The 24,136-nt window shown below is 66.1% G+C and carries 11 protein-coding genes; 2 read left to right on the plus strand and 9 right to left on the minus strand.

The features are described 5' to 3' along the window. Positions 1-6: 6 nt before the first annotated feature. Positions 7-735: a VC0807 family protein gene (locus CEX88_RS13575; RefSeq protein ID WP_238382066.1), complete on the plus strand. Its 729-nt coding sequence runs from the start codon at positions 7-9 to the stop codon at positions 733-735. Here the strand turns inward: CEX88_RS13575 and CEX88_RS13580 are convergent, their stop codons facing one another. From CEX88_RS13580 to CEX88_RS13610, 7 genes are all read right to left on the minus strand, one after another. Beyond that, positions 736-15,978, minus strand: coding sequence for a non-ribosomal peptide synthetase (locus CEX88_RS13580; protein WP_094293885.1), 15,243 nt, complete (start codon positions 15,976-15,978; stop codon positions 736-738). 182 nt (positions 15,979-16,160) lie between these two features. After that, on the minus strand, positions 16,161-17,099 hold the full coding sequence (locus tag CEX88_RS13585; RefSeq protein WP_094293886.1) for a methionyl-tRNA formyltransferase: 939 nt from the start codon (positions 17,097-17,099) through the stop codon (positions 16,161-16,163). Positions 17,100-17,419: 320 nt separating this feature from the next. Further along, the gene (locus CEX88_RS13590; protein ID WP_094293887.1) at positions 17,420-18,547 is read right to left on the minus strand and encodes an NAD(P)H-dependent flavin oxidoreductase; all 1,128 of its coding nucleotides are present in this window, start codon (positions 18,545-18,547) and stop codon (positions 17,420-17,422) included. A 23-nt stretch (positions 18,548-18,570) separates the two neighbouring features. Beyond that, positions 18,571-19,377, minus strand: coding sequence for an alpha/beta hydrolase (locus tag CEX88_RS13595; RefSeq protein ID WP_094293888.1), 807 nt, complete (start codon positions 19,375-19,377; stop codon positions 18,571-18,573). Further along, the gene (locus tag CEX88_RS13600) at positions 19,377-20,408 is read right to left on the minus strand and encodes an NAD-dependent epimerase/dehydratase family protein (protein WP_094293889.1); all 1,032 of its coding nucleotides are present in this window, start codon (positions 20,406-20,408) and stop codon (positions 19,377-19,379) included. Before CEX88_RS13600 ends, CEX88_RS13595 begins: the two co-directional genes overlap by 1 nt. Further along, positions 20,405-21,190: an S-methyl-5'-thioadenosine phosphorylase gene (locus CEX88_RS13605; RefSeq protein WP_066842142.1), complete on the minus strand. Its 786-nt coding sequence runs from the start codon at positions 21,188-21,190 to the stop codon at positions 20,405-20,407. The genes CEX88_RS13600 and CEX88_RS13605 overlap by 4 nt, the downstream gene beginning before the upstream one ends. A gap of 2 nt (positions 21,191-21,192) precedes the next feature. Then, positions 21,193-21,417, minus strand: a complete 225-nt coding sequence (locus CEX88_RS13610; protein ID WP_066842144.1) for a hypothetical protein — start codon at positions 21,415-21,417, stop codon at positions 21,193-21,195. Positions 21,418-21,461: 44 nt separating this feature from the next. Between CEX88_RS13610 and CEX88_RS13615 the strand changes: the two genes are divergently transcribed. Continuing rightward, a complete protein-coding gene (locus CEX88_RS13615; protein WP_094293890.1) occupies positions 21,462-22,331 on the plus strand; it encodes a 1,4-dihydroxy-2-naphthoate polyprenyltransferase in 870 nt (289 codons plus the stop codon). Between the two features lie 82 nt (positions 22,332-22,413). Here CEX88_RS13615 and CEX88_RS13620 read toward each other — a convergent pair whose 3' ends face one another. Together CEX88_RS13620 and CEX88_RS13625 are read right to left on the minus strand one after the other, a co-directional pair. Then, entirely contained in the window at positions 22,414-23,511 is a 1,098-nt protein-coding gene (locus CEX88_RS13620) for a DUF1214 domain-containing protein (RefSeq protein ID WP_094293891.1), read from the minus strand. Next, positions 23,508-24,083 carry a TetR/AcrR family transcriptional regulator gene (locus tag CEX88_RS13625; RefSeq protein ID WP_064427088.1) on the minus strand — a complete coding sequence of 192 codons (576 nt, stop codon included), beginning with the start codon at positions 24,081-24,083 and terminating at the stop codon, positions 23,508-23,510. Before CEX88_RS13625 ends, CEX88_RS13620 begins: the two co-directional genes overlap by 4 nt. Positions 24,084-24,136: the final 53 nt, after the last annotated feature.

The following is a 24,136-nucleotide window of genomic DNA, read 5'->3' on the forward strand; positions in this document are numbered from 1 at the left end:
TCCCCAGTGACTCAGCGCCGCTCCGCTCGTGAGGAGGGGTCTCCGGAAGTCAGCTTCGTCCCACCGAATGGCCTGAGAGAACACATCAGGAACACCGCGATAAGCGTTGTCCCTCCGCTCATCGTTTACTACGCGCTCCGCGCGTTCGGCGTAACGGAATATTTGGCGCTCGTGGGCGCGATTGTCGTCGCTACGGTTCAAGGATCGGTTGCCGCACTACGTCGACGACGGTTCGAACCCCTGAGCGCAGTGGTCATCGTCGTAGCCGCCTGTTCCTTGACCCTTGCGTTCACCACGAAGAACCCCCGCATGGTCCAAGTCATGGAACTCGTGCCTATCGCTTTGTTCATCTGGGCTTTCTTCGCAAGTGGCCTGTTGCGCAAGCCGGCTTCTCTCAAGTTGGTCGATGCGATCGTGCCCAGCCTCGCAGACGGGGCGCTACCCCATCGCGGGTGGACACGGCGCGACATCGACGACTGGCACAGGCTGCACAGCAGGCTCTGCGTTCGGCTCGGATTTCTCTGCGGACTATTCCCTTTCGTCGCGATCTTCTGGATCTTTCGCCTTTCGGTCGACGTCTCGCAGATCCTCATCGTTTCAGTCGGCAACGCGGTTCTCATCCTCGCCATCTTCAGCGCTGTCATCTCGCTTCGCCGATTCGTGCAGCAACGCGGTTCGATCGCCGCTCAACCGTTGGGCGGGCCAACTCATGCCGACCCGGAGCAGGCCGTCTAGCTACAGCAATCCGAGCAGCTGCAGATCTGTGACGTACTTGACGATGACCGGCGCCGTAACGTGTGGAATCTCCCGATCATCGCTGTTTGCACCGATTTTGGCTTCATGAACTGCAGCGCGAAAGCGGTCGTTTGAGGCGAAGGAACCGCTTACCGGCTCAGCCGGCTGCAGGTTCTCGGAATCATGCAGGGCCATCTGCAGCAGCCCCATCACCGAGTGCTCGCGCACACGATCCGGCAGTGCGCGTAGGCCGGCCTCGAAGCGCTGCAACCATTCCGCGAAATCGTCGATGCGCTCGATGTGGTAACCGGCCTCGATCAACCAGTCCACATACTCGTCGAATCCGATCCCATCGTCGTGTGTGTTCATCACGTGGTATGTCTCGAACCCACTCAAGGATTTCTGTCCTACCTCAGCACCCAACGTGGTGATCGCCTCAGCAACGAACTCGACCGGCAGCCCATCAGCATGCGTGCGCTGACGATTGCCGTCGGCATCGAGGCGGAAGAACGATTTGGGAGCGACACCGGTAGCCATCAGGCTCAACACCATTCGGGTGACGAGATCGGATAAGTTCAGCTGGCCCGCATAGGTGGTGTCAGCCAATATCAAGCCGCAGCGGAAAACTGCGACCGGCAGCCTGCACAGGTCGTTGGCCTCGCGCAGCAACACCTCGGCTGCCCACTTGCTGTTGCCGTAACCGTTGACATTGCTGCCGTCGTTGATGCGAGTCGGACTGACCACCCGGATGTCGGCATCCTCGAGGAACGCGGATGGCTCGATCTGGTCGCCCACGTTGCCAGTCGACACATAGACATAGGATTTCAGTTTGGTGGTCAGCGCGAGCCGGATCAGCTCGGCGGTACCGACCACGTTGGGTCCGAAGAGCTGGTGGTACGGCAAGACGCCACTGACTTGGGCCGCCGAATCGACGATGAGATCGGCGGTATCCGCCAGCCGCTGCCAGCTTTCTGTGTCCAAGCCTAGATCGGCTTCTCCCTTGTCCCCGGCGATGACTTGTAGATGGTCAGCGGCCAATTCCTCAAAGTGCGCAAGCAATTCCGGATCCCCGCTGTCGAAGATCCCTTCCAGACGCCGCCGCGCTTCGTCATCGGAATCGGCCCGGACCAAGCAGATCAGATGCCCGTTGGTCAGTTCCATCCGCTCCAGCAATTCCAGGACTAGATAACGTCCGAGGAAGCCGGTGGCGCCGGTCAACAGGACCGTCCGCACCTCAGCGCTCGGACCGGGCAGTGTCCGTGCGGCCTCGAGCGTGGATGCGTCGATGAACTTGTCCAGCGTGAGGTCGGCGGCGTGCACCTCGGTGGCTTCCGAGCCATGGACTGCCACGAAGCGCGGGTCGGTGACGTGGCTGTCCAGCCGCGGCCCCAGCCCGGCGATGGTGGGTGCGTCGAACAGGGTGCGCACGCTCAGGTGGGTTTCCAGGGCGGTGTTGATCGCCGCGATCAGGCGCATCGCCGACAACGAGTCCCCACCCAGCTCGAAAAACGAGTCATCGACCCCGACCCGATCCACGCCCAGCACCCGGGCATAGATCTCGGCCAGCACTTCTTCAACAGCACTGCCCGGAGCGCGGTAAGGAGCATCCTGATACTCCGGTAACGGCAGAGCCCGGGTGTCGAGTTTGCCGTTGGCAGTCAACGGCAACGCATCGACCACCATCACCGCAGCCGGCACCATATACGCCGGTAACCGCTCACCCAGCACGGCGCGGACCGCGGCCGGCTCAGCGGTCCCGGTGATGTAGCCGACCAACCGCTTATCACCGGGGCGGTCCTCACGAGCGATCACCACCGCGGCCTCGACTCCCTCCACAGCCGCCAACGCCGCTTGGATCTCACCGAGCTCGATGCGATACCCACGGATCTTGACCTGCTCATCAGCACGACCCAGATACCGCAACTGCCCATCAGCATCCCAACGAACCAAATCCCCAGTGCGATACATCCGTTGCCCAGGGGCCCCGAACGGACACGACACAAACCGCGACGCGGTCAACCCCGCCCGACCCAAATACCCAACCCCGAGCCCATGACCGGCGGCATACAACTCACCAACCACCCCCACCGGCACCGGCCGCAACCACCCATCCAACACAAACAACGCAGCCCCGGGCACCGGCGCACCAATCGGCGGGGTCCCCGACCCCGCCACCAACGGCGCACTGACCGTCACACACATCGTCGTCTCAGTCGGGCCATACGCATTGGTCATCAACCGCCCCGGCGCCCACCGATCCACCAACTCGGCCGAACACGCCTCGGCAGCCACCACCAACGCCGCCGAACCCAACGCCTGCGAAGACAGCGCCGACAACGCCGAAGGGGTCTGGTGCAACACACTGACACCCTCGTCGAGCAGCAACGCCTGGAAATCCCCGGGCACCGAGGCCACCGACTCAGGCACCACCACCAACCGAGACCCGTGCAGCAACGCCCCCCAGATCTCTTCGACCGAGGCGTCAAAAGCATAGGAATACCACTGCGACCACACCTGACCCGGCCCCGAAGGCATCCCCACATGCAACGCTGCCAGCCACTGGGTCACGTTGTGGTGAGTGGTGGCCACTCCCTTGGGAACCCCGGTGGTGCCTGAGGTGTAGATGATGTGAGCGATATCGTCGCCGGCCGGCATCGGCAACGCCGTAACCGGTTGGGCGCCAACAGCTTCATCATCGACATCGATGACCGCCACCCCATAGCCGGCCAACCGCGACGCCAGCCCGGCGGTACTGAGCGCGGCCACCGGCGCGGCATCACCGATCATGAATTCGATCCGCGAATCGGGCACCACCGGGTCCATCGGCAGATACGCCGCCCCCGTCTTGAGCACCGCCAAAATCGCGATCACCGCCTCCGCCGACCGCGAAAACAGCACCGCCACACACTCACCCGGGCCCGCCCCATACCCAACCAACAGATGCGCCAACCGGTTAGCGCTGTCCTCAACCTCCCGATACGACCACAACCGACCCCCACAACTGAGCGCCACCGCATCAGGAGTACGACCAACCTGGGCGGCGAACAACTCCGGAATCGACACCGACCCCAACACCGGCGCCGTCAACACCGCACGATTACCGAACTCACCCAAACGCACACACTCAGCACCATCGAGCACATCAACACTCGACAACCGCCGCACCGGATCAGCAACCATCCCCACCAACACCCGCTGCAACCGACCCACCAACCCCGCGATCGTGGCGGTGTCGAACAGGTCGGTGCGGAACTCCACCGCCCCGACGATCCCGGCCGGCTCACCATCATCGCTCCAGCGTTCGCCCAGCGAAAAAGCCAGATCCATGCGGGCGCTTTGGGTTTGCAGCGACATCGGGGTGATCTGCACATCGCCCAGCGTCAGCATCGAGGCAGGGTCATCGCCCTGCCCCTGCCAGGTCAACCCCACCTGAACCAACGGGTGGTGACTCAACGACCGGATCGGGTTAAGCCGTTCCACCAGCAACTCAAAGGGCACGTCTTGATGCTCAAGACCCTCCAGGCTGCGCGCGCGCACCTGCTCGAGCAGATCACCAACGGTGGCCCGACCGTCGACCTGCACACGTAAGACCAAGGTGTTGACGAAAAAGCCCACCAACCGCTCCAGGGCCGGGTCGCTACGACCGGCGACCGCGAAACCCACTGCCACATCGGTGCTGGCGCTGAGCTTGTACAACAGCACCGCCAATGCGGCCTGAACCACCATGAAGCTGGTCGCGTTGTGCTCGCGGGCCACCGCCCGTACCCGCTGCTGCAGATCGGCCGGCCATTCCACGGCCACACTGGCCCCGCCGTGACCGGCGACATGCGGATAGGGCCGATCGGTGGGCAACACCAGCCGCTCCGGCATCCCCGCCAAAACCTGCTGCCAATAGGCCAACTGCACACCGATAGGACTTTCGGCGTCGTCGACATCACCGAACTGGGCCCGCTGCCACAACGCGTAATCGGCATACTGCACCGGCAACGCCGCCCAGCCAGGGGCGCGCCCCGCACACCGGCTGGTGTAAGCCTGCCCCAGATCAGCCACCAACGGAGTCAACGACCAGCCGTCCGCAGCGATATGGTGCACCACCGCCGCCAACACATGCTCATCCTCGGCCACACTGAAAAGTCGCGCCCGCAAAGGGATTTCATTCGCCAAATCAAACGTGTGACGCGCAACCACACCGATGGCCTCAACCAACTGATGCTGCGACCACCCCGTCGCGTCCACCACCTGCCAACCCAACTGCGCCCGCTGGGGGGGCAGCACCTGCTGATACGGCACACCATCGATATCGCCAAACACCGTGCGCAACGATTCGTGACGGTCCACCACATCGACCAACGCCGCACCCAACGCCGCGACATCAAGCCGACCATCCAGCCGCAACGCCACCGCCATGTTGTAAACCGGCGACGGACCCTGCAGCTGCTCAAGGAACCACAACCGGCCCTGACCAAACGACAACGGCACCACAGCAGGCCGCTCGCCAGCCACCAGCGGCGCCAACCCACGCCCATCCACACCAACACGGGGCCCCAGCCCGGCGATGGTGGGTGCGTCGAACAGGGTGCGCACGCTCAGGTGGGTTTCCAGGGCGGTGTTGATCGCCGCGATCAGGCGCATCGCCGACAACGAGTCCCCACCCAGCTCGAAAAACGAGTCATCGACCCCGACCCGATCCACGCCCAGCACCCGGGCATAGATCTCGGCCAGCACTTCTTCAACAGCACTGCCCGGAGCGCGGTAAGGAGCATCCTGATACTCCGGTAACGGCAGAGCCCGGGTGTCGAGTTTGCCGTTGGCAGTCAACGGCAACGCATCGACCACCATCACCGCAGCCGGCACCATATACGCCGGTAACCGCTCACCCAGCACGGCGCGGACCGCGGCCGGCTCAGCGGTCCCGGTGATGTAGCCGACCAACCGCTTATCACCGGGGCGGTCCTCACGAGCGATCACCACCGCGGCCTCGACTCCCTCCACAGCCGCCAACGCCGCTTGGATCTCACCGAGCTCGATGCGATACCCACGGATCTTGACCTGCTCATCAGCACGACCCAGATACCGCAACTGCCCATCAGCATCCCAACGAACCAAATCCCCAGTGCGATACATCCGTTGCCCAGGGGCCCCGAACGGACACGACACAAACCGCGACGCGGTCAACCCCGCCCGACCCAAATACCCAACCCCGAGCCCATGACCGGCGGCATACAACTCACCAACCACCCCCACCGGCACCGGCCGCAACCACCCATCCAACACAAACAACGCAGCCCCGGGCACCGGCGCACCAATCGGCGGGGTCCCCGACCCCGCCACCAACGGCGCACTGACCGTCACACACATCGTCGTCTCAGTCGGGCCATACGCATTGGTCATCAACCGCCCCGGCGCCCACCGATCCACCAACTCGGCCGAACACGCCTCGGCAGCCACCACCAACGCCGCCGAACCCAACGCCTGCGAAGACAGCGCCGACAACGCCGAAGGGGTCTGGTGCAACACACTGACACCCTCGTCGAGCAGCAACGCCTGGAAATCCCCGGGCACCGAGGCCACCGACTCAGGCACCACCACCAACCGAGACCCGTGCAGCAACGCCCCCCAGATCTCTTCGACCGAGGCGTCAAAAGCATAGGAATACCACTGCGACCACACCTGACCCGGCCCCGAAGGCATCCCCACATGCAACGCTGCCAGCCACTGGGTCACGTTGTGGTGAGTGGTGGCCACTCCCTTGGGAACCCCGGTGGTGCCTGAGGTGTAGATGATGTGAGCGATATCGTCGCCGGCCGGCATCGGCAACGCCGTAACCGGTTGGGCGCCAACAGCTTCATCATCGACATCGATGACCGCCACCCCATAGCCGGCCAACCGCGACGCCAGCCCGGCGGTACTGAGCGCGGCCACCGGCGCGGCATCACCGATCATGAATTCGATCCGCGAATCGGGCACCACCGGGTCCATCGGCAGATACGCCGCCCCCGTCTTGAGCACCGCCAAAATCGCGATCACCGCCTCCGCCGACCGCGAAAACAGCACCGCCACACACTCACCCGGGCCCGCCCCATACCCAACCAACAGATGCGCCAACCGGTTAGCGCTGTCCTCAACCTCCCGATACGACCACAACCGACCCCCACAACTGAGCGCCACCGCATCAGGAGTACGACCAACCTGGGCGGCGAACAACTCCGGAATCGACACCGACCCCAACACCGGCGCCGTCAACACCGCACGATTACCGAACTCACCCAAACGCACACACTCAGCACCATCGAGCACATCAACACTCGACAACCGCCGCACCGGATCAGCAACCATCCCCACCAACACCCGCTGCAACCGACCCACCAACCCCGCAACGGTTTCCGCCGTGAACAAGTCCATGTCGTATTGGATGCGCACACCCAGTTCGGTTCCCGGGGTGACTTGCACGGTCAGCGGGTAGTGGGTGGATTCGTGGGTGCTGACTCCGGTGACGGCCAAACCGTCGATCCCCGACAACGTCGCGGTGTCGACGGGGTAGTTCTCGTAGACGAACAAGGTGTCGAACAGTTGGTCGTGGCCGGTGAGACGGTGAATCTCGGGGAGCGCCACATGCTGGTGTTCGAGCGTGTTGTTGTGGGCAGCCTGCAATTGCTCGAGGAGTTCGGCGGTGGTGGTGGTCGCGCTCATGGTTGCGCGCACCGGAACCGTGTTGATCAACAGGCCGACAATGGATTCGGCGCCCGGCAGATCGGCGGGGCGCCCCGACACCGCGACGCCGAACACGACATCGTGCTGGGCCGTCAACGTTGTCAGCAGCTGGGCCCAGGCACCCTGCAGCACGGTGCTTATGGTCGTGTGGAGTGATCGGGCCAGCTCGGTTATGGAGCGGGTGGTTTCAGCCGACAACCGCATCGAGACCGCGTCGCGCGTACCGGGTGCTGAATTGTGTGGCGGTCCGACCAATGTCGGACCGTCCAAGCCGGCCAGCGCCTCACGCCAAGCCCCGTGCGCGGACTGCTGGTCACGGGCGGCCAGCCAGTAAACGAAGCTGCGATACGGCACCGGCGCGGGCAGTCGTTGCCCGTGGTAGTCGGCGAACAATTCGCTCAGCAAGATCGGCATCGACCAGCCGTCAAGGACGGTGTGGTGATTGGTGACCACCAGCCGATGCGCGTCTATCGCGCTGCGTATCAACGCGACCCGGAACGGTGGGCCGTCGAAGAGGTCGCACACCGCGACGCGTTCAGCGGCGCACACCTCCCGGATCTGCGCCTCAGAGCTGATCTGTTCGAACCGCCAACCCGCTGCGGGATCGGCGGGTATGACCTGCACGGGAGGATCGAACTCGGGGCAGAATCGGGACGTCAGGTTGGGGTGGCGGGCGATTACGGTGCGCACCGCCTCCCGCAGCCGGTCGATGTCGAGGCGCCCGTTCAGCGCGATGTCCAGTTGGACCGCGTACAACTCAACGCCGCTGGATTGCGTAGTGACGGAGTGGAAGAGCAGCCCCTGCTGTAGGGGGGTGAGCGGCAAAATGTCGGCGATGCGGTGGTGCCGCTGTAGTTGTTCGATCTGACGCTGGCTCAGCTGGGCCGGCAAGATGTCGGAGGGGGTCAATCCACCTCCGCCGTCGCGCACGTGGGCGCAGATGCCGGTCAGGGCGTCGAACCAGAGCCGGCCCAGCCGACTGACCTGTGCATGATCCAGCGCCGAGCGGGCCCACGTCCAGGTGGCGTGCAGGTGCGGCCCGGCGTCGGTGTCTACAGTGGCGGCGTTGAGCTCCACGGTATGGGTCAGCGGCATGGGTACCGCCGTGGCGGCTACGGTATGCGCCACACCGTCCTCACTGACGCGCCACAGGTCTTCGGTGGCGAAGGCGGCGGCCGCGCCGAGGCGGCCCAAGTAGTTGAACCCGATCGCCGGATCTGGCTGAGCCAACTCGACATCGGGGTTCAGATAGCGCAGCAGTCCATACGTCAAACCATCGGGCATAGCGCGCAGCTGTTCTTTGGCGTCCTTGATCACCGCTCCCAGCGCGGCGTCACCGACGATCACCTGCGCCCACGACAGCCCGCCCACCGAAAGCGACACCGGATACTTGGACGTGAACCATCCCACGGTGCGAGACAAATCCACATCGGAGCCCAGTTCCTCCGCGCGGCCGTGGCCCTCCACGTCGATGCCGATCGGCACCGTGTCCTCACCCAGGAATTCGACCACTGCCAGCGCGAAAGCGGTCAGCAAGATGTCGTGGATGCCGGCGTGAAACGCCGCGGGCACCTCACCGAGCAGCAGCTCAGTCGTGCTGGAGTCCAGCGACATTGACAGAGATCCGGCGTTGGCGAACGTGTCCGCGCCCGGGCGCACCGCCGGCAACACGGCCGGAGTGGCTGCAATTTGACGCCATGTCTGCGCGCGGTCCACGACTTGCGGGCGGCGCGCATACTCGGCCAGCAGTGCCGACCACCGGGCAAACGACATCCCCGTCACCGGTAGCGTGACGGGGTGACCGTTGTTGTGCTGGCCCCAGGCGATGTTGAGGTCCTCCAACAGAATTCGCCACGACACTCCGTCGACAGCCATGTGGTGGATGATCAACACCAACTGGCCCGTCGCGGTCACCCACAGCGCGCTGAGCATCATCCCGGCTGCCGGCTGAAGTCGTGACCGCGCGGCGACCAGGTCCGCATCGGAAAGCGCTTCCACCGACCGCAGACACTCGCGAACATCCACCGCGCCGGTCTCGGGCACGGTCAACGACCAGCCGCCCGCGCCGTCATCGGCGACGCGCAGCCGCAACATGGCATGCCGATCGAGGAGCGCCTGCAACAGCACCGCTACATCCGACTCAGACACACCGGCGGGGGCCTGCACCGCCATCGTCTGATTGAACTCATCGACCGGACCGTCCACGCTGGCCAGCCAGCCCATGATCGGCGTGGGTGTCACCGTCCCGACACCCTCGTCCGCCTCAGCCGGCTCACCTTCGCTGAAGCCGACCACTCGAGCCAGCCCGGCCACGGTTTGCTCTACGAAGATGTCACGGGGGCGACACACCAGGCCGGCCGCGCGGGCGCGGGCCACCACCTGCATCGACAGAATGCTGTCCCCGCCCAGTTCGAAGAACGAGTCGTCGACTCCGACCCGTTCCACCCCGAGCACCTGGGCGTAGATGCCGGCCAGGATGTCCTCGACGGCGCTCGCGGGGGCGCGGTACCCGCTGGCGGTGTACGCAGGTGCCGGCAGGGCCCGGATGTCGAGTTTCCCGTTGACCGTCATCGGCAGGGCTTCGAGGACCACCACCGCGGCCGGAACCATGTAGGCCGGCAATCGCCGAGCCACGGCCGAGCGGATCTGTCCCGAATCCACCGTGCCCGAGATTGTTTCGGTCACATAACCGATCAGGCGTTTGCCGCCCGGGCGGTCCTCGCGGGCGATGACCGCGGCCTGCTCGACCCCGTCCAGGGCGGTCAGCGCGGCCCGGATCTCGCCGAGTTCGATACGGTAACCCCGGACCTTGACCTGCTCATCAGCTCGGCCCAGATAAGCCAACTGTCCGTCGGGACCCCAACGCACCAGATCGCCCGTGCGATACATCCGTTGCCCAGGCGCCCCGAACGGACAGGCGACGAACCGTGACCCGGTCAACCCACCCCGGCGCACATAGCCGACCCCGACTCCGGCGCCGGCAACATACAACTCGCCGACCACCCCGACGGGCACCGGGCGTAGCCACCGATCGAGCACGAACAGTGCCGCTCCCGGCACCGGCGAACCGATCGGCACCACCCCGGCCCCCGGTCTCAGCGGGGCACTCATGGCGGCGTACACGGTCGTCTCGGTGGGGCCGTAGGCGTTCACCATCACTCGCTCGGGCGCCCACCGATCCACCAGCTCCTGCGGGCAGGCCTCACCTGCCACCACCAACGCCGCTGTCTCCAGGCCCTCGGCCGGCAGCATCCCTGCCGCGGACGGCGTCTGGCTGAGAACGCCGACCTGCTCCGTCACGAGCAATGAGTGGAAGTCCTCCGGTGAGCCCACCAACTCCTCGGGGATAACCACGAGGCGGCCGCCGTGCAGCAGGGCTCCGAAGACTTCCCACACCGAGACGTCGAAGCTGTAGGAATGCCACTGCGACCAAACCTTGCCCGCCGCAGCCAAATTCGGCTCCACGGCCTCGAGCAGTTGAGTGACGTTCCGGTGGGTGATGGCGACCCCTTTCGGCGTGCCCGTCGTGCCCGAGGTGTAGATCAGGTAGGCGACGTTGTCGGGAGCCGGTGTCGGCAAGTCCACGCTCGGATAGCCGTCGATGCGCGGGTCATTGACATCGAGAACCCGAAGATCGGTGTGGCCGTCCAACCGTTGGGCCAGGACTGCGGTGGTGAGCGCGGCCCTTGGTGCCGCGTCGGCGAGCATGAATTCGACCCGGGCATCGGGGTAGGCGGGATCGATGGGCAGGTAGGCCGCCCCGGTCTTGAGCACCGCCAGCATCGCCGTGATGGCCTCGGCCGAGCGGCCCATCAGCAGGGCCACAGTCTCTCCCGGGCCGACGCCGTAATCGGCCAGCACGCGGGCCAACCGGTTCGCCGACTCACTGAGTTGGCGGTACGTCATGGTGTGGCCGTCGCAGACCAGTGCCACCGCCTGCGGGGTTCGCGCGACTTGGGCGCAAAACATTTCCGGAATCGACACCGCTTCGGGTTGAGGGCGGGTCAGCACCGCGCGGTTGCCGAGCTGATCGAGGCGGGCGCGCTCGTCGGCGTCGAGCACATCGATCGACGACGACGCCCGCGCCGGTTCGGCGCTCATCGCCGCCAGCACCCGCATCAGCCGTCCGATCAGCGACTCGATGGTGGCGGTGTCGTAGACGTCGGTGCGGAATTCCACGGTTCCGCCGATGCCGGCACGCTCACCGTCGGGGCCGAAGCGTTCGGCCAACGAGAACATCAAATCCATTCGGGCGGTGCGGGTGTCGACCGGCAGCGTGCTGGCCCGCGCCTGGCCCAGACTCAGTTCGAGTGACGTGCCGTGGTCCAGCCCGGCGAAATTCTGCCAAGCCAACGCGACCTGCACGAGGGGGTGGTGCGTCAGGCTCCGAGCCGGGTTGACGCGCTCCACCAGCACCTCGAAGGGCACGTCTTGGTGCTCGTAGGCGGCCAGACTGCGTTGGCGCACCTGCGCCAGCAGCTGCGCGACGGTGGGATCGCCGCTCAGATCGACGCGCAGCACCAAGGTGTTGACGAAGAATCCGACCACCTCATCAAGCGCGCTGTCGGTGCGCCCGGCGATCGGGAATCCAATCGCCACATCGGTGCTCGCGCTCAGTTGTGACAGCAGCATCGCCAGGCCCGCCTGCACCACCATGAAGGTGGTGACGTTGTGCTCGCGAGCCACCCGGTCGATCTGCTGCTGCAGGTCGACCGGCCAGGCCACGGCCACGCTGGCACCTTTCTGATCGGCCACCGGCGGGTAGGGCCGGTCCGTGGGCAGCTGCAGACGTTCGGGCAGGTCGGCCAGAGTCTGCTTCCAGTAGGCCAGCTGTGCACTGATGCGGCTGTCCGGGTCGTCGAGATCACCCAGGATGGTCCGCTGCCACAGCGTGTAGTCGACGTACTGGACGGGTAACGGCGCCCAGTCGGGGACTCGGCCGGCGCACCGGCTCGCGTAGGCCACCCTCAGATCGGCCACCAGCGGGGCCAGCGACCAGCCGTCCGCGGCTATATGGTGCACCACCACGACCAGCACATGCTCATCGTCGCTGCGCCGAAACAGGTTGGCCCACAACGGGGTTTCGGTAGCCAAGTCGAATCTGCGGCGCACCGCGGCGTCGATGGCTTCCGCTAGCCGGCTCGATGACCATGCGGTGGCGTCGACGACGCGCCACCCCACATCGACGCGCTCAGCCGGCACCACCACCTGCTCGGGGATTCCCTGCGGCGCGACGAACAGGGTGCGCAGGCTCTCCTGGCGGCCCACCACATCGACCAGCGCCGCCCCCAGCGCCTGGGAATCCAGGTATCCGTCCAACCGCAACGCCGCGGGAATGTTGTAGACCGGCGACGGCCCCTGCAACTGGTCCAGGAACCACAATCTCTGCTGGGCATACGACAACGGCACCACGGCGGGCCGCTCACGGGCCACCAGCCGCGGCAGCTGACTCGAACCCACCCCGATACGCGGCGCCAGTTGGGCGACACTGGGTGAGTCGAACAGGGTGCGCACGCTGAGGTTGGTCTCCACGGCGGTGTTGATCGCCGCGATCAGGCGCATCGCCGACAGCGAGTCCCCACCCAGATCGAAAAACGAATCATCGGCCCCGACCCGATCCAGCCCCAGCACCCGGGCATAGATTCCGGCCAACATCTCTTCGATGGCGCCGGTCGGGGCGCGATACGGGCTCTCGTGATATTCCGGTTCCGGCAGCGAGCGGGTGTCGAGTTTGCCGTTGACCGTCACCGGCAACGTCTCGAGCACCACCACGGCGGCCGGCACCATATAGGCCGGTAACCGCCCACCCAGCGCGGCGCGTATGTGCACCGGATCCGTTGTGCCGGCGCGAGTCTCGGTGATGTAACCGACCAACCGCTTATCACCGAAACTGTCCTCACGCATCGACACCGCCGCGGCCTTGACCCCCTCGAGCGCGGCCAACGCCGCTTGGATCTCGCCAAGCTCGATGCGGTTGCCGCGGATCTTGACCTGCTCATCGGCACGCCCCAGATAGAGCAACTGCCCATCGGCACCCCAACGCACCAAATCCCCAGTGCGATACATCCTTTGCCCCGGCGCGCCGAACGGACAAGCCACAAACCGCGACGCGGTCAACGACGTCTGACGCAGATAGCCATGCGCCAGTGCGGGTCCGGACAGGTACAGTTCGCCGCCGACACCGACGGGGGCCGGGTTAAGCCCTGCGTCGAGCACGAAGGCACATACTCCTGGGATCGGAGCGCCGATGCTGACCGGCTGCCCCGCCGACAGCAGCGGACTACAAGTGGCCCAAATGGTCGATTCGGTGGGACCGTAAGCGTTTACCATCCGCCGACCCGGCGCGCACCGATCCACCAACTCCCGAGGGCAGGCCTCCCCCGCAGTGAGTAGCGCCTCCACTCCCCCCAGCCCGCCGTGATCCAGCGACGACAGCACCGTCGGGGTCAACACCGCCGCGCTGACTCCCTGCGTCTGCAGTAACGTGGTCAGCGCCTCCCCGGCGTAGACGTCCCGCGGCGCCACCACCAGCGCCGACCCTGACCCAGCCGCCCACAGCAACTCGAACACCGACGCATCGAAGATCGGCGAGGCGACCATCAGCATCCGCGCATCTGCACCCATTCCGAACGTCGCGCGTTGCGCCGTAGCCACTCCCAGCAATCCGGCGTGGCTTACCGCCACCCCCTTGGGGGCACCGGTCGACCCCGACGTGAAGATCACGTAGGCGGTGTCGTCCACCGTCAGCAATGCCGACCGATCGGCGTCAGTGATCGGATCGGCTGGGTGCTCCGAGACGTCGAGTCCGTCGATACGCAGCACCGGGCGGTTTGCGACACCCCTCAAAGTGCCCGTACCACATGTCAATACGCACATCACTGCCACTGCGTCCAGCACAGTCGCGACCCGGTCAACCGGGTGTGCGGGATTCACCGGCACATATATCCCGCCCGCCTTGACAACCGCCCACCACGCGACCACCAGCTCCACACAGCGATCGATCGCCACGCCCACTGCGCGCTCTGGACCCACCCCCGCCTCGATGAGCACCCGCGCCAACCGCGTCGACCACTCGTCAAGCTCGCGATACGACAAGGTTCGCGCGCCGTCGATGACCGCAGCCGCGTCCGGGTCGGCCGTCACCGCCGCGTCCAGCAACTGCGACGCCAGCCCTACCGGCGCAGCCACACCGCCTCCGGACCACTGTGCCAGCAAGAGGTCACGCTCACCGTCGTCCAACAGTGGCACGTCGCCGACCGTCACAGACGCATCCGCGACCAGAATGCGGTCAAGCAGAGACTCCAAACGGGCTATGTGCCTGTCGATCTCGGCGGTGGTGTACCGGTCCGGATTCCACGCGAACTGGATTCGCGGCGAGCCGCCGCCCAGCTGCGGATAGATGTTTATGGCGATGTCTTGGATGGGGAAGGTGGTCAACACGTTGACGACAGCTTCTGACGGCCCAAAGAAGATGGGCGTAGCGAAATCGAGTACATTGATCACTTGACCGAACTCGACATTCATATCGACGGGCGATGAATCGGCGACGAGGTCCGGCCAGCCCCGGAACTGTTGATGGCGCAAGGCGCCGATCACTGCTTTGGTGACCTGATCATTCAGCGCGCCAATGGTATCCGTGTCGTCGACGCGGATGATCAAAGGCACCAGATTCGACACCATCCCCGCGCACTTCTTCAGCGCCGCAGTGGTTCGCGCCGAAACGGGCAGCGACAGTGAGACATTCCGGCGGCCAGTTGTCTTAGCGATGAACACGGCCAGCGTCGCGACCACTGTCGCGGCGTCGAACTGGTCGTGACGGTTTTCCGCACTTCGGTCCCTACCAACCAAGTCGCGAACCAGCGGATGCCGTGGCGCTACCACCCTCCCCGTGCCCGCCAGATCGACGACTTCCAGCGGAGCGCGCACGACCGTTTTCCAGTACTCCGCATCGGCCTTACTGCGTGACGACTGTTGATACTTGCGATCTGCGTCGCGGATCAAGGCGAATTCGGAGAAATCCACTTCGGTGGCGCGGGGAATTGACCCGGAGTAGACGTCCGCGATGTGGCGAATCACATTGTTGGTGCCGAACCCGTCAACGAGCACGTGGTGAGTGCGCAGATAAAAGAACGACAGATTGTCGGTGATACGCAACAGCGCGAAGTGAGTGAGCCGGTCGCGGAGCAGGTCGATCGGTCGGCGGTAGTCCGCATCCATCCAGGCTCGAGCAGCGGCCTCTGGATCGCTTTCGGTGCGCAGATCAATGCAGTGCAGGGTCTGAGGAAACGAGCGGTCGACGGCGAAGACAGGTTCGCCGTCAACGAGCGATAGCCGTGCACAGGGTGTACCGAACCGCGCGGCTGCAGCTTCGCACCCAGCCATGAGCCTGTCCGCGTCGACGTTGTGATCGATGGCAAGAAACCCGGCGAAGTTGTAAGGGACTTCTGGCCGCAGCTGTTGAGCGGCCCATATAGACCGCTGAGCGGCGGTCAACGGTCCTAACGTGTCCGGCTGGCTACCGAAGGTGAGCATGAAGCGAAGGGCTCCTTATAGTCGACCGTCATACCGGCACGGCCGGATCATCTGTGAATTTGCTTGTCGCACGATGAGACAAAGACAACCACCGGCGCAGCTGGTCGTCATGGTCAGATGTTCCTTTTGGCAAATCAGTTGTGGAATCGAGGATTTGGTAGTGGAGAATTTCGTCTGATGACTTACGGCTGGCTGACTAGATAGCCGCCACGCCGAAAAAACTTGTCCGCCCTGCACTCGACCCCATCCGCGGATCGAACTCGAGTGATCACCAAGCCGTGGTTGTCACCCCGAAATGCACTGGGCCCGCATACCACGGCGCCACCTTCCTCCTGCACGATCACCCGGCCATTGGTGCCGCCGTAGCGGGCCTCCGAAATGTGTGCCTCGAGGACCTCGATCCGATCGCCTCTGTAGAAGGTGAACGCGCGAGGATAGGGGTCGGACAACGCGCGCACGAACCGCTCGACATCTTCGGCGGGCCAACTCCAGTCGATCAAACTGTCGCGTTCCGAACGCTTGTGGAAGTACGTCCGTGCGGCCTTGTCTTGCGGCCGCCAGACCGCCTTACCTGACTCCAGCAATTGCAGCGCTTCGGCCAGCGCACCGGGAATCAGATCGATACCTCGCAGCACCAAATCGGTGCCAGTATCGTTTGCGCCGATTGGCAGCGAATGCTGAACGAGAATATCCCCAGTGTCCAAGCCGTCGTCCATTCGGTGAACGCTCAAACCAAATTCGCGCTCGCCGCTGATCAAGGCCCATAGGACCGGGGAGAAGCCGGTGAACTTCGGCAGCAGCGAGTCGTGGAAGTTCAAAGTGCCGTGCGGCGGAATGCCATATAGCTCGGCGGGCATCTTGTTGTACCAACTGTTGACCACGATGACGTCGGGATTGAGGCGGCCGACCATATCGATGGTTTCGGAGTCGACCCGCTCCGTGAAATGCACTGGAATGGCATGTTGGCGCGCGAGGTCTTCGACCGGCGCTGACCAGATCGCCTTATAGGACTCTTCGCTCGGCGGATGAGTGACCGCGAGCAAAACTTCCTGATCCAGATCAATCAGCGCCTGCAGGGTCTTATACCCCCAGGTCTGGTACCCGAAGAACACGATGCGCACTACCCGAACCTCCCTAGCTCTGGGCTATGCCTTAGCCGCGCATCGCCCCCAAGGACCGGATCTTACGTTAGGCAAACCTAAGTTTCGACCCCAGGGGCGAAGCCGTCAGCAGATATGCCCATGCCATCTGCACTTGCCCCCGAAACGGAGGCGAAATCCCGCGGCGTCACATAGCGAATAGGAACGCGAGCGCCTGGTTGATCCCGACACTCGCGGTTCTCCAAAATCCCGCTGATCGCAGGTCGGTGGACTGCCGGTATTTGCGTTTGCAAGCTGCTATTCGGAGCCGGCTTTCCGGGAGATCAGCGCCGACATCGTCGTCAGTCGGGCAGCGAGTTGCTCAGCCGTTCGGTCGCGGCGACGTAGTCCTCGATGAACTCGCGCACCACCTCGCGCGCCGGTCTGACCTTGTTCATCAGCCCGACACCTTGTCCGACGAAGTACGTCGCCAGCGCCTGGGCGCCGGGATGCCCCTGGGCGGCCAGCACGTCGATGCGACGCACGACCGGCTCGGCGAGCATCGACTGCAGGGGAAGCGGCAGCGGCTTCTGGCCGCCTTCGTTCGGCAACCACGCCTGGGTCCAATCCGAAACCAGTTGGCGCGCAGGCTTTCCTGTCCTGCCCGCCGAACGGACGGTGTCGCGTGACGAGGCGGCCAGGAACTTCTCCTTGGTGTAGGGCGCGGTCTCCGCCTCTTCGGTCGTCAGCCAAACCGAACCGGTCCAGGCGCCGGCCGCGCCCATCGCCACCGTCGCGGCCATCTGCCTGCCCGTGACGATCCCGCCCGCGGCGAGGACCGGGATGTCGCTGCCGATCGCCGCCAGCGCCTCCAACACCTCGGGCACCAGCACCAGCGTCGTCACCTCACCGCAGTGCCCGCCGGCCTCGGTGCCCTGAGCGACGATCAGGTCGACCCCCGCCTGCGCCTGCTTGACGGCGTGCTCCTTGGCGCCGACCAGCGCGGCCACCGGCACGCCGTTCTCCTTGCCGGCCTTGATCATGTAGTCGGGCGGGACGCCCAGCGCGTTGGCGATCAACCGGATGGGGTGGTTCATCGCCACGTCCAGCAGGTCTTTGCCCGTGTTGCCCGAGAGGGCGGCGTTGCCGAACCGCGGCGCCTCCTCGGCCTCGATGTCGTGTGCGGCCAGCAGCTCGGTGACGAAGCCGCGGTATTCGTCGGGGATCCGGCCCGCGAGGTCGCTCATCGTCAGATCCTCGCCCTTGCCCTCGTAGCGGGCCGGGACGATCAGGTCGACGCCGTACGGTTTGCCGCCGACGTGGTCGTCGATCCAGGACAGCTCCTGGTCGAGCTGCTCGGGTGTGTACGCCGTCCCGCCCAGCACGCCGAAGCCGCCCGCGCTGGACACCGCGGCGACCACGTCGCGGCAGTGGCTGAACGCGAACAACGGGAAGTCGATGCCGAACTGCTCACAAATCGCTGGTTTCACCCGGCCAGTATGGCTACCCCGGGTCACCCCCGAGCCAGGAGCCGCCGGATCGCGTCGAGCATCTGCTTGCCGGCGAGCAGCTCGAGGTCGTTGTGCCCGGCACCGGGCACCAGCTCGTAGCTCTTCGGCTCGTTGGCCGCGTCGTAGAGCCGTCGGCTCATCGGCTCGGGCACGACGTCGTCGCGGTCCCCCGCGATCACCAGTAGCGGCGCGCGCACCGACGGGATCCGCTCCAGCGACGGATAGCGGTCCAGCAGCAGCCACCGCACCGGCAGCCACGGATAGTGCACCGCCCCGACGTCGGGTAGCGAGGTGAACGGTGAACGGAGCATCAACGCATTCGGCGGTCGTTCGACGGAGAGGCCGACAGCGACTGCGGCGCCTAGGGATTCGCCGAAGTAGGCGATCTCGTTCACCCCGTCCTGTGCGGCCAGCCACGACTGCGCCGCCCGCGCGTCAGCGGCCAGACCGTCCTCCGACGGGCGGCCCGGATTGCCTCCGAAACCGCGGTAGTCCACCAGCAGCGCCGAGGAGCCCATCCGGTTGAGCGCCACCGCCAGCGCCGCGCGCATCGACCGGTCTCCACCGTTGCCTGGCAGCACCAGCACGGCGGGCCCGTCCCCCTCGACCGGGAAATACCATGCGTCCAAACGGATTCCGTCGTCTGTTTCGATCACCACGTCTTGTCCGTTGCGCGCCACCGTGGCGGCGGACGGCACGGGGCCCGGCGACGGGAAGTAGACCAACCGCCTCTGCTGAGACCACAGCAGACCCATCAGACCGGACGCCACGAGCGTGACGATAACGACAACGCGGACGGTGCGACGCATCAGGTCCGCAACGGTGCGAACGCGAACTCGCGCAACCCGTCGAGCGGGTCCACCGCCGCGGAGAATCCGAGCGCCTCGGCGGCGCGCGCGGGGTCGGCGACGATATGACGGACGTCTCCGCTGCGGTACTGGCCGGTGACCACCGGCGGCGCGTCGCCGCGGGTCTCGCACAGCGCGGCGGCCACCTCGAGGATCGAGATCGGTCGTCCCGAGCACACGTTGAACGCCTCGAATCCTGTGCGATCGGACTCCACGGCCGCGACGTTGGCCGCCGCCACGTCGTCGACGTGTACGAAGTCACGCATCTGCCCACCGTCCTCGAAAACGCGTGGCACATCGCCGGATTCGAGCTCGGAGCGGAAGATCGCGGCCACGCCGGAATACGGGGTGTCGCGGGGCATGTAGGGGCCGTAGACGTTGTGGTAGCGCAGCGCGGTGACCGCGCCCCCGACGGCCTCCGCCCACGCGAGCGCGTAGTGCTCCTGCGCCGTTTTGCTGGCGGCGTACAGGCTGCGGGGCCGCAGCGGCGCGTCCTCGCCCACCAGTCGCCACTTGACGATCTCGCCGCACAGGGGGCACCGGTGCTCGAAAACACCGGCGTCGAGGTCGGCGCGCGTGCGCGGATCGGGGTCGACCGGTCCGTGCTCGGCGCAGTCGTAACGGCCCTGCCCGTAGACCACCATCGACGACGCCAGCACCAGCCGTTGGCAGCCCGCCGCGAACATCTCGGCCAGCACCACCGCCGTCCCGTAGTCGTTGTGCGAGCCGTACGAGGGCGCGTCGGCGGCGTTGACACCCGCACCGACCACGGCCGCCTGATGACACACCACGTCGACGTCCGTCATCAGCGGTGCCAGCGCGGCCGAGTCGCGGACGTCGACCACCCGGCAGTCCGGCGGTGGCTCGGTCCCCGGCCCGTGCGCGGCGGTCAGCATCGCATCGATGGCGATCACGTCGTGTCCCGCGTCGCGTAGCGCCTCGTGGATCCGGGCCCCGATGAATCCGGCCGCGCCGGTCAGCAGGACTCTCACGGGAGTTCGAACGGAAGTCGGACACCCTCGTGCGCCAGGCAGTGCGTACAGGAATTCACCTCGGCCGTGTTTGCAGTGTTCTCGATGGCGTCGTGTACGAGCTTCTTGAACGGCACCAGGTTGCGTTGGAACTCGGCGAACACGTCGACGGTGCGCACGGCCGTACCGCTGTCGATGCCGGCATCCAGATCTGTCACCAAGGCGATTGGCGCATAACACATCTCGAGTTCGCGGGCCAACACCGCCTCGGGGTAGCCGGTCATGTTGACCAGGGTGAAGCCCTGATTGGCGAACCAGCGACTCTCTGCGCGGGTGGAGAACCGCGGGCCCTGCACCACCACCATGGTTGCCCCGTCGACGACGCCGGGCAGGTTGGTGGCCGCCGCGCGCAGGCTCGGGCAATACGGGTCGGCGAACGCGACGTGAATGCCGCCGGAGTCGAAGTAGGTGTCGGCGCGTCCGCGGGTGCGATCGACGAGCTGGTCGGGTACCACCATGGCCCCGGGCCCGAGGGCGGGGGTGAGGCTGCCGACCGCGCACGGCGCGAATATGCGTCGCACCCCGAGGGCGCGCAGCGCCCACATATTGGCCCGGTACGGCACCGTGTGCGGGGAGAACTCATGGTCGGCGCCGTGGCGCGGCAGGAACGCCACCTCGTGCGCGCCGACGGCGCCGACGGTGATCGGGGCGCTCGGCGCGCCGTAGGGGGTCTCGACGGTGACGCTGCGGGCGTCGGCCCCGAAGAAGCTGTAGAAACCGCTCCCGCCGATGACTCCCAGCACGACTACGCGGGCGGTTGGTCGTCGGTCTCGTCGAGCTGTTGCGACGCGCGCCGCACGGTGTCGCGGATCTCGAACGCGTCGGTGGCGAAACCGCCGATCGCATTGGCGACGTCCTTGACCGCGGTGGTGACGATCGACACCACCTCGCCGACGGTCGATACGCCGGAGTCGAAGATCTCCTGCACGGCGTCCTTGCGGATCTCCGCCTTGCTGAGTCGGTCCTCCATGCGCTCAGTCTGCCACGGCCTGGCGCCGTGCGAGACTGGCGCTCGTGGCGACATTCGCGCAATGGGTCGAGGGCGCTCGGCCGCGCACGCTGCCCAACGCGATCGCGCCCGTGATCGCGGGCACCGGTGCGGCGGCGTGGCTGCAGGCCGCCTGCTGGTGGAAAGCGCTGCTCGCACTCGCGGTCGCCGTCGCGATGATCGTCGGAGTCAACTACGCCAACGACTACTCCGACGGCATCCGTGGCACCGACGACGTCCGCGCGGGCCCGCTGCGGCTCGTCGGTTCCAAGATCGCCACGCCTCGGGCGGTGTTGACCGCCGCGGTGGTGAGCCTGGCTGTCGCGGCGATCGCGGGCCTGGTGCTGGCGGCGGTGAGCGCGCCGTGGCTGCTCGCGGTCGGCGCGGTGTGCATCGCCGGGGCGTGGTTGTACACCGGCGGGTCGAAGCCGTACGGCTACCTCGGACTCGGCGAGGTCGCGGTGTTCGTGTTCTTCGGGTTGGTCGCCGTGCTGGGCACCCAGTACACCCAGGCGCTGCGGATCGACTGGGTGGGCGCCGCGATCGCGGTGGCGATGGGGTCCATGTCGTCGGCGGTGTTGGTGGCCAACAACCTGCGCGACATCCCGACCGACAAGGAGTCGGGGAAGATCACGCTGGCCGTGCGACTGGGCGACGCGCGGACCCGGCTGCTGTATCAGCTGCTGCTGGTGGTGGCATTCGCGTTGACGTTGGTGCTGATGCTTGCGACACCGTGGGCGGCGGTCGGCCTGGTGGCCATGCCGCTCGCGGTGCGCGCGGCGGCACCGGTGCGTCGAGGCCGCGGCGGTAAGGACTTGATTCCGGTTCTGCGCAACACCGGGTTGACGATGCTGGTGTGGGCGGTCGCGCTGGCGCTCGCGCTGGCATTCGGGTGATCTCACGCCGCGCGAGCGTGCGTGAAATGTCGGGATTTCGCGACGTGTCGTGTGCCAACACGCACGCTCGCGCTGAAGATGACTAGGTGACGTCGGTCGGGGCGTCGGCCACCTTCACCAGGGTCACCTCCGGCTTGGCGGGTACCGCATCGGCGAGGAACCACCGGAACGCCAGGTTGCCGCGCGGATAGTCCACGGTGGTAATGGAATTCGGGTGCGCGGTCATACCGCGGGAAATGACGGCGGTGATCGAGCCGTCGGAGTTGGGCACCGCGCTGTAGCCGTTGATCGACGTCCTGGCGTCGGTCACACCCGCCATGAACTGGTTCCACACCACGAGGTTCCAGAACCGGCAGGCCGGCGGCCGGTGGGTGACGACGAGCGCCTCGTCGTCTTCGAGCACGAAGCTGCCGTAGGAGTAGCACGCGTCGCGCGCCGACCAGCCGAAGTTCGCGTCGGGCACCTGGTACGGGTCGGCGAATTCGTTTGCGGCCTGGGCGATCTCGTGACCGAGCGTGTGGGCATTGTCGACTCGCACACCGACCGCCAGCGGCAGGATCGCGAACATCGTGCGCAGCCATGCCGCGCTGGCCTGCAGCGCCGCTGCGGTCTCGGCGTCGCCGTGCCGGATCGGGTCGGGCTCGTCGAGCGCCTCGATATGCCAGGACACCGGGCGCCCCGTCAGCGGGTCGGCCTGGTAGTCGCGGGTCACCAGCACCACACCGCCGTCGGTCGGGCCGTATTCGAAGGAGAAGTTGCCGTCGGCATCAAACTCGAGGTCGTCATCGCGGACCAGCGCGACGATCCGATCCGACCACGCGCCGGGGGACGGCTCGTTGTAGGCGGTCACCGAAAAGTAGACGCTGTCGCCCCTGTTACCGCTGATGCGGTAGCGGCGCTTCGGGTCGACCGGGCACATGAAGTAGAAGGCGTCGGTGTTGTCCCCGCCCCAGCGCCGGTCGCGACGGAACGGGGTGTTGAGCTCGACCCACACGGGCCGGCTCGGCTCGGCGAAGAGATATGTGTCGAACGCGACGCCGAGCGTGGTGGCCAGCATGCGGTAGCCGTCGGCAATGTGACGGTCGTCGGAGACGGCGCGGTCCCCTTCGAGGAAGCTGCGGTCGAGGCCGCCGAGGGTGTCGAGCAGTTCTCGCCACGCTCTCGCCGATTCGTGCGTCATGCGCTGATTCCTCTCGTGATGAAAGTGGCGGTCCGGTCCACCCATGCGTCGTCGAGTCGATCTGCGCGGGTGATCAGGCACAGAAACGTCATGCCCGCCATGGCCTCGACGACGTCGGCGGCCGACACCTCCGGCCGTACCTCGCCGCGGGCCGCGGCCGCGTCGAGCCGTTCGGTCAACCCGCGCGAGAGCACGTGCGAGAAGCGCTCCAGCAGCGCGGCGTGCAGCGCGGGATCGGCAGCCATCTCCGCAACCAGGCCAGGCAGCGCGGCGCGCGCGGCAGGAGTGGTCAGCACGCCGACCGTGCGGCTGAGCATCTCGCGGATGTCGCCGGCCAGCGACCCGGTGTCGGGGAGCTCGGTCGCCGTGCCGAGCGGGAACACCGCCTCGTGCACAAGATGCGCCTTGCCCGGCCAGCGGCGGTAGATGGCAGGCTTGCTCGTGCCCGCGCGACGGGCGATCGCGTCGACAGTGAGGTCCGCGTAACCGGTGGATCCCAGCAGGTCGACCGTCGCGCTGAGCACCGCGTCGTCGATGCGCTTGTCGCGGGGTCGGCCGATTTCCGTCGTCATTACGACACTGACAGTAACATAACTTGCTGTGACCGACATCTCACCAGCGCCGC

Source organism: Mycobacterium neumannii (assembly GCF_002245615.1).
GTDB classification, from domain to species: Bacteria; Actinomycetota; Actinomycetes; order Mycobacteriales; family Mycobacteriaceae; genus Mycobacterium; species Mycobacterium neumannii_A.

What these genes read in the sequence shown, in the direction of transcription:
- CEX88_RS13625 (WP_064427088.1), bottom strand. Translation starts at nt 24,083, where the DNA reads ATGACGACGGAAATCGGCCGACCCCGCGACAAGCGCATCGACGACGCG.
- CEX88_RS13610 (WP_066842144.1), bottom strand. Translation starts at nt 21,417, where the DNA reads ATGGAGGACCGACTCAGCAAGGCGGAGATCCGCAAGGACGCCGTGCAG.
- CEX88_RS13620 (WP_094293891.1), bottom strand. Translation starts at nt 23,511, where the DNA reads ATGACGCACGAATCGGCGAGAGCGTGGCGAGAACTGCTCGACACCCTC.
- CEX88_RS13580 (WP_094293885.1), bottom strand. Translation starts at nt 15,978, where the DNA reads ATGCTCACCTTCGGTAGCCAGCCGGACACGTTAGGACCGTTGACCGCC.
- CEX88_RS13595 (WP_094293888.1), bottom strand. Translation starts at nt 19,377, where the DNA reads ATGCGTCGCACCGTCCGCGTTGTCGTTATCGTCACGCTCGTGGCGTCC.